15 protein-coding genes are annotated in these 15,851 nt (G+C 44.5%); 8 read left to right on the top strand and 7 right to left on the bottom strand.

Annotation, left to right across the window (positions count from 1 at the left end; genetic code table 11):
- Positions 1–72: 72 nt before the first annotated feature.
- Positions 73–945: a hydroxyacylglutathione hydrolase gene (gene gloB, locus QQL66_RS13800; RefSeq protein ID WP_284382176.1), complete on the bottom strand. Its 873-nt coding sequence runs from the start codon at positions 943–945 to the stop codon at positions 73–75.
- A gap of 25 nt (positions 946–970) precedes the next feature.
- On the opposite strand from gloB, the gene QQL66_RS13805 reads away from it, so the two are divergent.
- From QQL66_RS13805 to dnaQ, 3 genes are read left to right on the top strand one after another with little or no spacing between them, the layout of a single operon-like run.
- Positions 971–1,819, top strand: coding sequence for a class I SAM-dependent methyltransferase (locus QQL66_RS13805; RefSeq protein ID WP_284382178.1), 849 nt, complete (start codon positions 971–973; stop codon positions 1,817–1,819).
- On the top strand, positions 1,820–2,260 hold the full coding sequence (gene rnhA, locus QQL66_RS13810) for a ribonuclease HI (protein WP_284382180.1): 441 nt from the start codon (positions 1,820–1,822) through the stop codon (positions 2,258–2,260).
- A 55-nt stretch (positions 2,261–2,315) separates the two neighbouring features.
- Positions 2,316–3,029, top strand: a complete 714-nt coding sequence (dnaQ, locus tag QQL66_RS13815) for a DNA polymerase III subunit epsilon (RefSeq protein WP_284382182.1) — start codon at positions 2,316–2,318, stop codon at positions 3,027–3,029.
- Between the two features lie 141 nt (positions 3,030–3,170).
- On the opposite strand, the gene nhaB is transcribed toward dnaQ, so the two are convergent.
- On the bottom strand, positions 3,171–4,679 hold the full coding sequence (gene nhaB / locus QQL66_RS13820) for a sodium/proton antiporter NhaB (RefSeq protein ID WP_284382184.1): 1,509 nt from the start codon (positions 4,677–4,679) through the stop codon (positions 3,171–3,173).
- A gap of 184 nt (positions 4,680–4,863) precedes the next feature.
- Here nhaB and QQL66_RS13825 point away from each other — a divergent pair, with 184 nt between their 5' ends.
- Entirely contained in the window at positions 4,864–6,567 is a 1,704-nt protein-coding gene (locus QQL66_RS13825) for a FimL-related protein (RefSeq protein ID WP_284382185.1), read from the top strand.
- Positions 6,568–6,583: 16 nt separating this feature from the next.
- Complete coding sequence (locus tag QQL66_RS13830) at positions 6,584–7,201, top strand: hypothetical protein (RefSeq protein ID WP_284382186.1); 618 nt, start codon at positions 6,584–6,586, stop codon at positions 7,199–7,201.
- Between the two features lie 109 nt (positions 7,202–7,310).
- Here QQL66_RS13830 and QQL66_RS13835 read toward each other — a convergent pair whose 3' ends face one another.
- Positions 7,311–7,625 carry an SCP2 sterol-binding domain-containing protein gene (locus QQL66_RS13835; protein ID WP_284382188.1) on the bottom strand — a complete coding sequence of 105 codons (315 nt, stop codon included), beginning with the start codon at positions 7,623–7,625 and terminating at the stop codon, positions 7,311–7,313.
- Positions 7,626–7,970: 345 nt separating this feature from the next.
- Between QQL66_RS13835 and sohB the strand changes: the two genes are divergently transcribed.
- The 3 genes from sohB (at position 7,971) to QQL66_RS13850 (ending at position 10,593) form a co-directional block, all read left to right on the top strand.
- Complete coding sequence (gene sohB, locus QQL66_RS13840; RefSeq protein WP_284382190.1) at positions 7,971–9,026, top strand: protease SohB; 1,056 nt, start codon at positions 7,971–7,973, stop codon at positions 9,024–9,026.
- Between the two features lie 52 nt (positions 9,027–9,078).
- Positions 9,079–10,089, top strand: coding sequence for a YhdH/YhfP family quinone oxidoreductase (locus QQL66_RS13845; RefSeq protein WP_284382192.1), 1,011 nt, complete (start codon positions 9,079–9,081; stop codon positions 10,087–10,089).
- A 153-nt stretch (positions 10,090–10,242) separates the two neighbouring features.
- The gene (locus tag QQL66_RS13850; RefSeq protein ID WP_284382193.1) at positions 10,243–10,593 is read left to right on the top strand and encodes a hypothetical protein; all 351 of its coding nucleotides are present in this window, start codon (positions 10,243–10,245) and stop codon (positions 10,591–10,593) included.
- Positions 10,594–10,658: 65 nt separating this feature from the next.
- Here QQL66_RS13850 and QQL66_RS13855 read toward each other — a convergent pair whose 3' ends face one another.
- The 4 genes from QQL66_RS13855 to QQL66_RS13870 form a co-directional block, all read right to left on the bottom strand.
- Positions 10,659–11,837 (bottom strand): cation:proton antiporter, encoded by a 1,179-nt coding sequence (locus QQL66_RS13855; RefSeq protein ID WP_284382194.1) that lies wholly within the window; start codon positions 11,835–11,837, stop codon positions 10,659–10,661.
- Between the two features lie 141 nt (positions 11,838–11,978).
- Positions 11,979–12,473, bottom strand: coding sequence for a DUF934 domain-containing protein (locus QQL66_RS13860; protein ID WP_284382196.1), 495 nt, complete (start codon positions 12,471–12,473; stop codon positions 11,979–11,981).
- Positions 12,457–14,124, bottom strand: a complete 1,668-nt coding sequence (locus tag QQL66_RS13865) for a nitrite/sulfite reductase (RefSeq protein ID WP_284382197.1) — start codon at positions 14,122–14,124, stop codon at positions 12,457–12,459. Before QQL66_RS13865 ends, QQL66_RS13860 begins: the two co-directional genes overlap by 17 nt.
- A gap of 322 nt (positions 14,125–14,446) precedes the next feature.
- Complete coding sequence (locus QQL66_RS13870; RefSeq protein WP_284382198.1) at positions 14,447–15,850, bottom strand: MATE family efflux transporter; 1,404 nt, start codon at positions 15,848–15,850, stop codon at positions 14,447–14,449.
- Position 15,851: the final 1 nt, after the last annotated feature.

Here is a 15,851-nt window from a genome sequence, read left to right on the forward strand (position 1 = left end):
GTAAAAGTCGTTGAGTATAGCTTACCGTTGCATGTGGTGGAACATGGCTAAGACGTTTTGTCGTATGGATCACTAAAAGTTGTCTTTCCAACGACGAACGGCAGCAAAACACTCATCTTCAGAAAAGGTATCGGCCGATACTCCAAACTGTTCAGTAAGTTTTTGACGTATTTGGGGGAGGGAAGCTCGTAAAAAGGGGTTTATGCGTTTCTCTTTGGCTATGCTGGTGGGGAGGCTGGGTTGTTTACTGGTATCCAAAGCCTGGACTATTGAAAGCTCTGCCTCAATATCGGTGTTGTCTGGTTCAACCTCCAAGGCAAATTTTAGATTGCTTTCGGTATATTCATGAGTGCAAAACACCAGAGTTTCATCATTGAGTGTCGTCAGTCTTTGTAAGGAGTGATTCATTTGTGCCGGGGTTCCTTCAAACAAACGGCCACAGCCTGCACAGAATAAGGTATCACCACAAAAAAGCAGTGGTTGACCTGCAGCAGTAATCCCAAAATAAGCAATATGTTCAAGGGTATGCCCAGGAACGAAGAGTACTGTAAGCTGTAAACCAAAGATGTTGAGTTGATCTCCTTCGTTCACAACTTCGGTAACTTCCGGAATTTTCGGGTGACTCGGTCCATATACCGGGATCTGGCGGTTTGAAGTCAGCTTGCTGATACCTGTTATATGATCCCAATGATGATGGGTGATGATAATGCCATCCAAGTCGAGCTTGTGCTCTGTAAGAAACGCCTCTACGACTTTGTGATCCCCAGGATCAACCACCCAGGCCTTCTCTTCCGTATGAATACACCAAATATAGTTATCTGAATATGCATGGATTGGTGTGATTGAAAAGGATTGGAAATCAAGCGTGGCGTTTGGCATGGTTTGGTTCCGGGAGTAAACATGAATCAATGCGTTCAGTGGTTCCAATCTATCATTGGTACTCACTACGCTTCCAATTATAATTGAGCTTATGCAACCTAATAAAGATAACGCTCATAAATACGCCGATATCCCAACGCTGAATGAAGCCTGGTTGGATTGGTTAGCGACGCCTGCAGGTTTTAACCTTCATCAGCAGGAATTGGTGTTATTTAATGAGGTATTGCCAAATGCGAGAGGGTACGCTTTAGTTGTGTCATCGTTAGCTAACCCTGAGTTGCTGGTCGAGTCGTCTAAAACGGCACATCAGTGGTGGCTAAAGGCGCATATGTGCACTCAGGGTGCAATGACCAGTGTTCAGGTTGATCCTCTTCAATGGCCTTTTGAAGATGACTCTTTGGATGTGGTCATTCTTCATCACACGTTAGATTATGCCCAGTGGCCTCATCAAACACTAAGAGAGGCGGCTCGTTGCCTGAATGATTCCGGGCGATTAATTGTTGTTGGCTATAATCCGTTCTCGTTATGGGGCATGGGAAAAATGATCTTCGGCCGTTGGAGCCAGAGATTTCCCTGGTTGTGTCGGTTTATAAATCCCTGGCGTGTGGCCGATTGGCTCACGATGCTCGACTGTCGAGTAGTGAAAGCTTACTATACTCGCCCGCTGTTACCTTGGGGGACTGGTGAAGTCGGTAAGTATTTCTTTTTGAAAAAGAAGCCGGATGCAGCCAAGAAGATTCCTTCAGGTTTTTGGCCGGGTGCTAGTTATATGTTGGTCTGTAAGCCTGAAACACCGTGTTTGACGCCAATACAGAAAGATTGGCGTCGACGTCAGTTTACGAACTTGCCAATTGCGGGACGTACTTTTAACGTAAATCCAATTGCTTCAGAACCCAATAAGCGAGCGGAAACAAACAACTCTGATTCCTTGAAGTCCTAAATGACGATCATTACAGAAGTATTTACCGATGGCGCTTGTCGTGGAAATCCTGGCCCGGGTGGTTGGGGTGTTTTGTTGCGACATGGTCGGTTTGAGAAACGATTGTGTGGTGGTGAACGTAATACCACGAATAACAGGATGGAACTGTCAGCGGCTATCGAAGGCTTGGCAGCTCTTAATCGACGTTGTGAGGTTCGGCTGACTACCGATTCTCAATATGTGCGGAAGGGCATTACTCAATGGATTCATGGTTGGAAGAGGAATGGTTGGAAAACTTCGTCCCGTGAGCCTGTTAAAAATGCCGATTTATGGCAACGTTTAGATGAATTAGTGACTCAACACACGGTTGAATGGTGTTGGGTGAAAGGCCACAGTGGCCATCGAGAGAATGAAATAGCAGATCAATTAGCGAACCAGGGGATCGATGAGTTAACCTCATAATGATCCAAGACACTGGAAAGATCTGAAACTAGAGCGTTTAAAATTAGGTAAGAAAATGGCCAACCGTCAAATTGTACTGGATACGGAAACAACAGGTCTTAATGCCAAGTCTGGGGACCGTATTATTGAAATTGGTTGTGTTGAGCTGATAGATAGAAAGCTCACAGGTAATCATTATCACGTATACATTAATCCGCAACGGGATGTTCCCGAAGATGCAGTGAGAGTTCACGGTATCACTAATGAGTTTTTGGCGGATAAACCCCTTTTTAAAGATGTAGCCGACGAATTTTTAGAGTACATCAAGGGCGCAGAGCTTGTGATTCACAACGCGGCGTTCGACGTGGGCTTTATCGAGCACGAATATTACCTTTTAACAGGTAAGTCTTGGGATATCACAGAATACTGTGGTGTTCTGGATACCTTGGCGATGGCCAGGCATAAGTATCCGGGACAACGAGCTACTCTGGATGCCTTATGTAAACGACTGGACGTTGATAACTCTGCTCGTGAATTGCACGGCGCTTTGCTTGACTCGGAAATCCTAGCTGATGTCTATCTGGCGATGACGGGTGGACAAACATCTCTAGGGTTGGATGCTGACAGTGATTCAGGTTCGGACGGTGCTGGTGGTGCGCGGCGTTTTAGCCGATTTGAGCAGGTTATTGATTTGCCTGTATTACTCGCTTCGGAAGAAGAGTTAAAACAGCATGAGTATTGTCTGGATTTAGTGGATAAGCAGAGCGATGGCGCTGTTTGGCGTAAATAGCTGATATCTTCAATTAGTACGGATATTAGTACTGATGTTAGTTAATGGTTTTCTGAACTGAATATCAGGTATTAAAAAAGCGGGCATAGCCCGCTTTTTTAATACCTAGCGATTTTACTGCAAATCACGGCAGTTAACCGATCAGAGTGTCGATACCATTACATAACCAACGGCAGTCAGTACCAATGTGTAAGGTAGCGCCATGATGACCATGCGTCCGTAAGACAAGCGAATCAATGGTGCTAGTGCTGAGGTTAGTAAGAATAAAAACGCCGCTTGACCATTAGGCGTTGCAACACTTGGTAGGTTGGTACCTGTGTTGATGGCAACCGCTAAGGTTTCAAAGTGTTCACGAGTAATTTCATTTCTTTGAAACACTTGTGCAACTTCTGAGATATATACAGTTGCAACGAATACGTTGTCACTGATCATTGATAGGATACCGTTTGCCAGGAAGAACATTCCAGGCTGAGCGCTGGTTTCCAGACTCAATACCCAGTTTGTCACAGGGCTGAATAAGTGTTGTTCATGGATAACTGCTACAACGGCAAAGAAAACAACCAAAAGGGCTGTGAAAGGCAGTGCTTCCTCAAACGCATGACCAATTTGATGTTCTTCTGTGTAGCCATTAAATGCAGTTAATAACACGATAACCATCAGGCCAATCAAACCAACTTCTGCAATGTGGAAGGCCAAACCAAAGACCAGAATCGCAGCACCAATTGCCTGAATGATCAATTGTGCTTTGTGTTTTTTATTTCTGGCTGCCGCTTCTTTTGCAGCAAAGTCTTCCAGGATATGGCGCACGCTATCTGGCAACTCATGTCCATAACCGAACCATTTTGTTTTCTCTAGGATTACAACCGTAAGTAGGCCGGCAAATAGTACAGGCATAGTTACTGGAGCCATCATTATGAAGAAATGAATGAAATCATCCCAACCGACGTATTTTGCAATCAATAGGTTTTGAGGCTCACCCACAAGCGTACATACACCACCTAGGGCGGTACCTACCGCACCGTGCATGATTAGGCTGCGTAAGAACGCACGGAATTCTTCCAGATCTTCGCGTTGATGTTCTTCAATGCTGGCGTCATCTGTGTGGTCGTGATCATCGTATTCTTCATAATCGCCGCGAGAAATAACTTTGTGATAGACAGCATAGAAACCAACACCAACGCTGATTAATACTGCGGTCACGGTAAGTGCATCAAGGAACGCGGAAAGTAGAGCAGAGGAAATTGAGAATAAAAGCGACAGTGCTAGTTTAGATTTAACATTCACCAGGATCTTGGTGAATACAAACAACAGCAGGTCTTTCATGAAGTAGATGCCTGCCACCATAAACATCAGTAGCAAGATAACCGGGAAATTGACCAGTGCTTCATGATAAACGTTTTCAGGTGATGTCATACCGATTGCGACAGCTTCTAATGCGAGTAAACCGCCAGGCTGAAGAGGGTAGCAACGCAACGCCATTGCGAGAGTAAAAATAAATTCAGCAATTAATGCCCAACCAGCAACGAAAGGACCCATTGTGAACAGAATCAAAGGATTAAGAATTAGAAAGGCGATAATTGCTTTTTTGTACCACAATGGAGAGTGGCCCAAAAAGTTCTTTGCAAAAGCACCGGACAATGAATATGACATGTTATAACTCAACTCCATAAGTATGAGGTTACAAAATTCTAGTTCCGAAGATCTTGTATGTATAGATTAATCGAATAAAAAACATTGTTTTTTAACAGGATAGAGCATATTCCCTTTAATGTGCTTTAAACCTGTGCATAATTACTTGACCATTTTTAACAATTTCCAGGTAAAGGATTTCACTATGTCGTTAACCGGAAGTGCGCCAGTCAATAAAGCTACTTCTTTTAATATTGTCCGAGAAGAAGTTATTGAGTCTTTGGGGCAAGCCGAAGCTGCTTTAGAACGCTTCCTGGAGAATCGAGAAAGCGCCGCTGATATGCAATTATGTATTGATCAGTTTTCTGCGCTGAAAGGCGTGTTCGATATCATCGAACTGGAAGGTGCCAAGATTCTCTGTGAAGAAATACTGGAAGTTGCCAATGAAGTTCCAGTCGGTGCAGGTGATGAAAAAGACTCTGTTTTGACTGTGATGGGGAAAGGCATTTTCTCTCTATCCCGTTACCTTGAATTTATAAATACCCGACAAAAGGATTTACCTGAGTTACTTATCCCTGTGGTCAATGAATTACGTCAGCAACGAAAGCTTGCGTTAATTCCTGATAGTCATTATTTCATGGTGAACTTAAAGCAGGAGCGACCAGCCAAAGGCGTTGCTTGTGCTGATGAAACACAAGTAGCGGAAGTGAGTAAACGCTACCGTCATATGTATATGGTGGGTCTGCTTGGCATCATGAAGGGCGAGCATATTCCTCTGTGTATGCGCCTAATGGTACGTAGTATGGATGGCCTGGAGCAACTTTGTGGCGATAAGCCTGTTAGTAAGCTCTGGTGGTTGATGGCCGCAGCTTTGGAAGGTTTGATTGATCTGTCACCAACAGAAGTTGCGGATGGTCGTAAACGCTTGTTTATGCAGATTGAGCGCTATATTCGCAAGTTGAATGTTAGTCCTACGCACTGTATCGAGGTTGAACCTCCTATCGGTATGGTCAAAGACTTGCTCTACATTAATGCCTTGGTAAAAGGGCAGTCGGAGCGCTGTCAGCAAGTTTTGGATATCTACTCTCTGGCAAACTTCCCTGATCATGAAATAGATCGTCAACACCAGATTGCTTTGTTGATGGGGCCTGGCAGTTCTGTGCTTGCTTCGGTTTCAGCTGCACTCTGTGATGAGTTGAATCACGTTAAAGACCAGATTGATTTGTCTTCAAGGGTACTTACCCAGGAACCTGAAGACCTGAAAGACATTATTGGTGCTTTGCGTAAGATCTTGAGCACATTGGTGTTGCTGAATCTGGATCAAGAAGCCAAGCAGGTACACCATCAGGTGGAACGCTTCGAGTCCTGGTTGGCGGAAGGTAAGAAAACAGAACATGATGATTTAATGCAAACAGCAGATGCCTTGCTGGCGGTTGAAGATTCCATTCGGAATTTGGAAGGTACGTTAGTTAATCAAGCAGATAACACGGTTGGGGCTCATAACATCTTGACGCATGAGCTTGATCAAGCTCAGATCAATGTACTGAAAGAAGCTGATTCTGGCTTATCCATAACCAAACGAGCGTTAAACGATTTCGTCGAGTCCGACTGGGATAAGATGCATTTAACCAATATCGTTCCAACCCTAGCTTCAGTGCGTGGTGGTTTCTTGTTTCTGGAGAAAGAGCGAGCGGCAAAAGTCGTCGATATTTGTTCTCGTTATATCGATAACTCTATTATTCGATTGGATACGGCCCCAAGGGAATCTGAGTTGAATGCAATCGCAGATGTGTTATCCAGTCTTGAATATTATTTAGAGGGCATGCTGACTTCCAGTGGTGGTTTTGGCGAGCAAGTATTGGATTTGGCGGATGAAGCGTTAAAACAGCTTGGATGCCGAGTAGATTAATTAAAGGGAGTTTGCCGTGGAATTGGCGTTTTTAACCTATACGCTAATCGGTTGTGGGGCGCTGGCGTTAATAGTGTCCTTAGTTGTCTTTTTTAAGTTCACCAACTGGCTTGTCTGGATCAAAGGTAATGTACCTATGTTGGTTGCCTTTGTCGGGCTTTGGTTGGTGGTAACAGGCTATTCATTAAAATCCTATGTGTCTGTCTCTCCGTCACACAGCGTTATGAATGCGTCCGTTGTCGAACTTACACAAGGCGAGTTTAAATTAGTTATTGATAATGGTGTCTCTGAGTTTGAATTGGTTGGTAAAGGTGATCTTTTTCAGACTAAAACAGAGTTGGTTGTACCGAATAGTGTATGGCAAGCAATGGGGCTACCTGTATTAGCTGTTTTGGATTCCATGGTGATTGAAACCAATCGCTTTGAGCAATCCGTGTTGGCTGATCGAAAGGACAGCTGGGAGCGTAGTGTTGGTATTGTTGGGCGATTTCATCTGACCGGAGTGGATCACCAAGCAACCTTGTCTCGTCAATTACCTTTGGTAGATGGTGCTTTGTATAGCTTAATGCTTAACAATGACCGTTTAACCTGGGTGGCTACGAATAGTGTTGCGAAAAAGGCATTGCAACTGTGATTTGAATTGGAATGATATTAATTGAAATAATCTGCTCTGATCTAAATGAAATTTCGGGCAATAAAAAACCAGCCATTGGCTGGTTTTTTCGTTCTGGTAATTCGCTGAATTAAACAGGGAACAACTCAGAAAGTTTAGTAGCCAACATGATGTCGCCTTCAGCTTTAAGCTGACCCATCATGAATGCTTGCATGCCGTCAACTTCGCCGTTCATTAGACCACCAAGAGTTTCGGTGTCCATGATCAGAGTAACAGAAGGGTCGTCAGACTCACCTTCAGCGATGTCAAAGCTACCGCCATTGATTGTTACGAAGAAGTCGTCGCCATCTTCAATGCTGAATTGGAAAACATTTTCCATGCCTGCCGCTGCATCAGCGTTAAACTTGGACTTCATAGTTTCAATGATTTCTGCAACTGTAGCCATTGATTTTATCCCTTCTTAGTCGGGCTTATGCCCTTGTTAGTGTCTGACCAAAAGAGGTCTTGGATAGTGTTTGCCTAGCAAATACCTGGGCAACGAAAGCCGAGATTAAGATGTATGAAGGTATGTGTCAAGGATTAATCAAACGACCGTTTGAACTATTTAGCCTAATTTATGTTTTCAATGTAAAGATTTAGGTGGGGATGACCGGTTATCGAAAATTTGTGTCGTGTTTGCCTTTCATCCCGGTGAATAAATGCAGTGATTACGTTGTCCTAAACGCATAGGCACATTATTATCAACTGCTGTTAATATTTTGGTCTGAAACGAATCAATAGGAGAGTAACTTTGGGCTTTTGGAGTGAGTACAGTGTTTTTCTGGCACAAGCAGTGACTGTGGTATTAGCGATCATCGTCATCATTGGTTTTCTCGCTGCTGTGGGTCAGAAAAATCGAAGAGAAGGACATATTGAAATAAAAAAACTCAATGACAAGTTTGAGGATACTAAAGAGCTTTTTGAGCATGAGTTGCTTTCGAAAGATGAATTGAAAGAGAAACACAAGGCTCAAAAGAAAGCAGATAAAGAAAAGAAAAAAGCTGAGAAAAAAGAGGCTAAGACCGAATCAACAGAAAAAGTCCGTAAAAGACGGGTTTTTGTCATTGATTTCGATGGGGATGTAAATGCTTCTGCAGTAAGCTCCATGAGAGAAGAAATCAGTGCGGTTTTAACCTCGGCAGAACCATGTGATGAAGTCGTTGTTCGTCTGGAAAGCCCTGGTGGGGTTGTGCATGGTTATGGTCTGGCTGCTTCTCAGTTGGATCGTATTCGCAAGAAAGACATTCCATTAACGATTTGTGTCGACAAAGTAGCGGCCAGTGGTGGTTACATGATGGCGTGTTTGGCAAATAAAATTATTGCAGCGCCATTTGCTATTGTTGGTTCAATAGGTGTGGTTGCCCAGATTCCAAACATCCATCGTCTATTAAAGAAAAACGATATCGATGTTGAGTTGCATACGGCAGGCGAGTTTAAGCGCACTTTGACTGTGATTGGTGAAAATACGGATGAGGGGCGTGAGAAATTCAAACAGGACCTTCAGGACACCCATGACTTGTTCAAATCGCATGTGTCTCAATATCGTCCGGAGTTGGCCATTGATAAAGTGGCCAATGGTGACATTTGGTATGGCACTGAAGCACTGAATAATAATTTGATTGATGAAGTGATGACCAGTGATGAGTATTTAATGCAAGTGGCTGATGAGGCTGATGTCTTTGAAGTGAAATACGAAGTTAAAAAGTCCTTCCAGGAAAAGCTTGGAATGGCTGCATCATTGGGTATCACAAAGAGTATTGATAAGGTGCTGACTCGTTTCATCGACACTCGTACTCAAATTCGTTAATTAATCGATTTAACTGTTGCTCCGTTACGTGAGTGCATGGGAAGGAGAAGATATGGATAGTAATCAAGTGACCAGTTATCAGGCGTTTGAAGTGACAGAGCAGGACGATGGCTCGTTTGCTCAGGCAATCGTTACTAAAGACGTTCCATCTTTAAAAGAAGGCCATGTTCTGATCAAAGTGGAATATTCTGCGATTAACTATAAAGATGCTTTGTCTTCTACTGGGAACAAAGGTGTGACACGCGAATATCCTCATGTACCGGGGATTGATGCGTCAGGTACGGTATTATCTTCTTCATCTGATGAGTTCAAAGCTGGCCAGCAAGTTGTTGTTACTGGTCATGATTTAGGCATGAATACTGACGGTGGCTATGGTCAGGTCATTCACGTTCCGGAAAGTTGGGTGCATTCTCTACCTGAAGGGTTTTCAACTCAGGATGCTGCTGTTTTAGGAACGGCTGGTATCACAGCGTCTCTTTGTATTGATAAATTGCTCATGACAGGTATTGGGCCGGAAAGTGGCCCTGTGCTTGTAACAGGTGCAACCGGCGGTGTCGGTTCAATTGCGGTTGCCTTACTGGTGGATATGGGCTTTGAAGTGTATGCAGTTTCAGGGAAAGCAGACCAACATGAGCGTCTAAGAGCTTTGGGTGTAACAGAGGTCTTTGGTCGTGAGGAGTTGTCTGAATCCAATAAAAGACCCTTGCTGAAAGGTCGTTGGGCTGCAGCGATCGATACTGTGGGTGGTGTACCTCTGGAGAATATTCTCAAGTCGTTAATGCCTCAAGGTACGGCTGCAATTTGCGGCTTGGTGTCATCGCCGGCTCTGGCTATGACAGTCTTTCCGTTTATCCTTCGTGGTATTAACTTGGTTGGGATTGATTCAGCGGAAGTGTCTTCTGCGAAAAAGGCAGCTATGTGGGCCTTTATGCAGGAGCACAGTTCTATTCTACAAGGCTATCAAGACTGGGTAACTCCGATCACTCTAGATCAACTTCCTGAGTACATTGATCGTATTTTGAAAGGTGGTGCGGCAGGTCGAACTTTGGTTAAAGTAAGCTAATTTTTTGTTACTAATGAGTTGGTAATATCAATCAGTGATAAAAGCGCAGCCTCGGCTGCGCTTTTTTTTTGACCATTTAGACCGGATTGAGCATGACTTTTGCTGAGTGTTGAGTGATACCAAATTCTGAGATCAATTTAGTAAGGAAACTGGATGAACTTTACAAAGCCAATGATCGATTTAGTGCAAGAAATCCGTCGACGCGTACCAAGTGTGCATAAACCCAGTATCAAACTCGCAAATCCTGAGCTGCTGAATGAGCTGATCCCCATTTATAAAGAATCGAGTGATGCGGTGTTGCAGGCATTATTAAAGGAGTTGTTCTTTAAAGCCGGAGACGAGTGGCTCGCAAAATTAGAAGCGGGAGATATTTCAGATGAAAAGCTGGTTACTAAAATCTATCGGGGGCAGGTGCAGTTAGTGTCTGCTAAAGATGCGTCTTCTAAAGTGGCTTCGGTTGCTGAGAAACCAAGGAAAGTATATCGGGGCAGGGTGGTAGCCTAAGTCTTCACTACTCTGAATATTGGCTGTTTAACTGGTTGGGGGTGAAAACCCCCTTGTTTGGTTTATCAGTCTCGTCTTAGCTTGTCTGTCATTGCAATGGGTGATGGATAGCGAGAAATAACAATGTAGGTGGAAATTAGAAAGGTGATAATTGCAGTAGCCTGAATCACATGAGCAGCTTCCACACCAATCATCCCTGTACCCAGTGCCAGGAAAGCCACAAGCAATGCGAATTCACTGTTTTGTCCTAAGCGGAATCCTACTTCCCAGCCCATTCTAGGGCTTTCCTCCAGCTTGAATAACAAGAAGCGAAACACCAGCGGTTTGAGAATCAAGAAAATCGCGGCGAGAATGATGGCGGGTAACCAGACTTGTGGGAGTAATCCTAAGTTAAAGCTGGCGCCCAATGAGAAGAAGAACAGAACCAGAAAGAAGTCTCTCAATGGTTTTAGTGTTAAGGCAACAAATTGAGCAATAGGGGTTAAAGCCATGGTAACGCCTGCAACGAAGGCCCCAATTTCCTGGGATAGGCCAATGAACGAGGCAAGTTCGGCCAAGCCAAGACACCAGCCAATGGTAATCAAAAACATAAATTCCTGAATTCGATCAAACTTGACCAATAGAGGGATAATCAACCATTTGATCAGAGCCCAGGCAACGATGATTAGAAGCGGAAGCATGACCAGGGGTTGAATCATCATCCACCAGTCAATGCCTTGAGTACCGGCCTGGTTGCTCAAGGATTGAATGGCAATCAGCACCAGAATGGCGATTAAATCCTGTAAAAGTAACAGGCCAGTCACCAATTCACCAATATGTTTGTGGTGTAGGGCCGTAGTGGGTAGTAACTTAATACCTATGATGGTGCTGGAAAACATCATGGCCAGGCCAATGACCAAGGACTCGATGTCTGAATAGCCAAATAGGCTGGCAAAGCTGAACCCGGCAAATGCAAAAATAGCTGAAGAAAAAAGCGCTATCAGGGTGGCTTTTCTGAGCATGGTGATTAACTTGGCTGGCTGCATGTCTAGGCCAAGCAGGTACAGCAGAAAGACGATGCCAATGTGCGCTAAATCGCTGATTAGGCTCGGGTCATCGATAGTTGCAAAGCCATAGGGGCCTAATAGCGCTCCAAGTACAATGTAGGCAATTAGAAGAGGCTGGCGGCCAAACATGGCAAGCGTGGCTAAAATAGCGGAGCCTGTAAAAATGACGAAGAAGTTAAATGTGATGCTGTGATCCATCAACCGAAGGAAATCCTTAGAGCCAGGTTATTAGAGAGGTCTTACTGACTATAGCGGTTTTAGGAAGGGATTTGAAACAAAGAGATGGTTATTCACGGGAAAGCCATTAAAAAGGGGAAGCTCTGCTTCCCCTTTTTAACATTACCCTAGGCGCTTACGGAAAAGCGGGGAAGGGTTGTCGTTTGCAGCCTGATAAGAGTAACGGAATGCTTCGAAGCCTGTTAATGCCTCTTCGATGTCCGTGTCTTCACGTACAGCAAAACTGTCAAAACCACAGCGAGCCATGAAGTGAAGTTGATCAAGCAGAACGTCACCAATCGCGCGTAGTTCACCCGTGTAGTTCATGCGTTCACGGATTAGGCGAGCGTATGAGTAACCACGGCCGTCAGCAAACTTAGGGAAGTTAACTGCGATGAACGCCACTTCTTGGTGGATGTCATTCAATAACTCTGCAGGCTGATCTGATTCAAGCCAAACAGCAACGTTATCACGGCTAGCAAGCGCGTCACGGTTGTCTAAATAATATTGAACAGGAAGGATCACGTTACCCTCTGGGGCGTCCGCTCCTTCCTCAATGGTAGTTACCAGTACGAAATCGTCTTCAACGATAGCACGGTTCTTAATTAGCTTTGGCATATACGCGCTCCTTGAATACTTCCATTCCGATACGTTTGAAAGTGTCTATGAACAGTTCATCTTCTTGGCGATTTTCAACATAGATGTTCAGAATCTTATCCAAAACATCAACTACTTCATCGCGTTTGAAGGATGGGCCAAGGATCTTGCCAATTGCAGTTGTATTCAGTTTGCCTGAATCACCACCTAGAGAAATTTGATAGAACTCTTCGCCTTTCTTATCAACACCCAGGATACCGATGTTTCCAACGTGGTGATGACCACACGCATTCATACAACCTGAAATGTTCAGGTCCAGATCGCCTAGATCGTGTAGGTAATCCAAATCATCAAAGCGGCGCATGATTTCGTCTGCAACCGGAATAGACTTGGCGTTTGCCAGTGCACAGTAGTCGCCACCAGGGCAGCAGATCATGTCGGTAAGCAGACCAAGGTTTGGTGTAGCAAAACCGGCTTCTTTCGCTGCTTCCCAAACGGCAAATAAGTCAGATTTTTTCACGTCTGCAAGAACGATGTTTTGCTCGTGAGTTGTACGTGCTTCACCGAAGCTGTATTGATCAGCGAGGTCAGCAATTTTATCCAATTGAACGTCAGTAACGTCACCTGGCGCGTGACCTGGACGCTTGATTGACAGCGTTGCAATCGCATAACCCGGCTTTTTGTGTTGAGCGACGTTACGATTTACCCAGTTCGCGAATCCTTTCGACTCGGCAAGCTTCGCTTCAAACTCCGGGCTGTTGTCTTCAAGTGCTTCATAAGCAGGTTCGGTGAAGTATGACTTCATCTTTTCCAGAAGTTCTGGTGTTAGCTTGCTGTCGCTGTCTTTGATGTGTGACCACTCTTCTTCTACCAACTCTGCGAATTTTGCTGGTGTAAGAGCTTTTACCAAAATTTTGATACGCGCCTTGTATTTGTTTAAGCGGTTACCTTTTTGGTTGTACACGCGAATGATCGCTTCCAGGTAAGTCAGAAGATCTTCAGCAGGAAGGTAATCGCGGATGGCGCTACCAATAATCGGTGTACGACCTAAGCCACCGCCAACAACAACGCGGAAACCGGTTTTACCTTCGGCGTTTTTCACCAAGTGCAAAGAAATGTCATGTACGTCCGTTGCTGAACGATCTGATTCAGTATTGGCGTTTACTGCAATTTTGAATTTACGAGGTAGGAACGCAAATTCTGGGTGGAATGTAGACCATTGACGAATGATCTCGCAGTACGGACGAGGATCTTCTACTTCACCAGTACATACACCTGCAAATTGGTCGGTGGTGGTATTACGAATACAGTTACCAGACGTTTGCACCGCGTGCATTTCAACATCAGCCAATTCTTGCAGGATGTCAGGAACATCTGCCAGCTCAGGCCAGTTGAATTGAAGGTTTTGACGAGTACTGAAGTGTGCGTAGCCTTTGTCGTATTTGCGAGCGATTTCCGCAAGCTTACGAATTTGCTTAGAGGCTAGCATGCCGTAAGGTACAGCGACACGAAGCATTGGTGCCATGCGCTGAACATAAAGGCCGTTTTGAAGTCGTAGTGGCAAAAACTCCTCTTCGCTGAGTTTTCCCTCAAAGTAGCGACGGGTTTGGTCGCGGTACTGCTTCACACGGTCTTGGATGATCGCGTGATCGTATTCGTCATAAACGTACATGGGTTAGATTTACTCCCACCTTGCTCAAAAATAGCAGGGCATAATCACAGTCGTATTAATGGTAGTTATTTCAATCAGAAATGAACCCGTGGGTCAGATGAGTATCTGGGCTTAAGATACTGCAAGACAGACGATGGGCGAACTACCGTTTTCTTATATGGCGCGCATTCTAAGTTATATAAAGCACGACTTAAAATTCATAATTGAAATAAAGTTCATCGGTTTAATAGATTAACTTTAAATTTTTTATTGGTTTTCTGTATATCAGGGTTACAAGGCAGTTTACCTGATAGAGGACGGGGAATTTGATAGGAACGTGTGCCTAGACGGTTACATCAGAGGTCTCTAGGATTTGTGTGGGGTTGGCATGTTCCCTTTTCCATATTCGATAGAGGCACACACCGTTTATGGCGCGTTGGCACGCATGGCAAAGGGTGTAAATTTCCAAAGAACCATAACCACTAAGATGGATTGCCAGCATGATGGGAAGTAAACCAAACCATTGGGTCATGCTGAGTACTCGCAGCACGGCTTTATTCTGATGCAGTGCATACAATGATTGTTTGGTGGAAATGGTAAAAGCTTCAAACAACAGAGAGACGGTAAGAATAATAAGCGGCCAATAGGCAGCATTGATGACGTCCGTTTCTTTGGTCAGGATTTCTAACACTGGTTCCGTGGAAAATAAAAGGACCGGGCTGACCAGTAAGATTGTTCCAAGGGAAAGAGTTAGTGTAATTCGATACCACTTCTGTGAGTCTGAGGCATCGCCTTTGCCTTGTTGGAACAATGTGTGGGTGCGACTGATAAAGGTGGTTGCAGACATTCCAAAGCCAATGACTGGCAGAATCAGCACCAGTGACAGGGTGATAATGATATGCGCTGCGGCAAGCTCAGTAACGCCGGTTTGGGCAATGATAGCCATAAATACGGCGGTGCCGATGGCAAAAATAACTTGTTGAAACGAAGTTGGCCAAGCCAGCAGCCATGCAATTTTAAATTCAGAGCGCTTGAGAGGGGCGGTTGCTGCAATGTGCCGTATGAGGTTTAGAGGCTTTAGCGTCAGTATCAGCAAGCCTGTAGTACCTATAGACATACTGATTAGAGTGGCTAACGCTGCTCCCTTCAGGCCGTACTCAGGGAAACCGAATTTCCCGAAGACTAAGGCGTAGCAAAGTACTGCCGAAACAATATGACTGAATAAAAGGCAGAACAAAAAAACCTTTGGACGGTTAGATCCGTGCCAAAAGCCTCTTAACGCCATTAAAACGGCGATGGGAAGTAAGCTCCAGCTTTTTATCCTGATGAACTCTGAGGCTAAAGCCACAATACGTTCATCATTAATTTGAGCGGCAATTAGCTCACGACTAAAAAAATGCACGAGTACTATAAAGCACAAAGCAACGAGCGTTAGTTGTATAAGACCAATCAGGGTGTATCGTGTAGCTACTTCTGGTGTCTGTTCAATATGGCGCGCTACTTGAGATTGAACCGCAATGGCAAAACCTGCAAAGGCCGAAAGGAAAACAAAGAACAAATAACTGGCAGAGGCATTTGCGGCAAGCGCTTGTTGGCTGTAGTGACCAAGAATGGTGGTTTCTATCAGGCCAAGAATACTTAAGCTGGCCATGCCTAAAGCAATAGGGATAGCCAGTTTAAGAAGGTTTTTTATGGTGGGCTCGCAGACCTTGGCAAGGTCTGCGTTCATCGTTGGGGTACTACTCATT

Origin of the sequence: Litoribrevibacter albus (assembly GCF_030159995.1) — a bacterium.
In the GTDB taxonomy this organism is placed as follows: Bacteria; Pseudomonadota; Gammaproteobacteria; order Pseudomonadales; family Litoribrevibacteraceae; genus Litoribrevibacter; species Litoribrevibacter albus.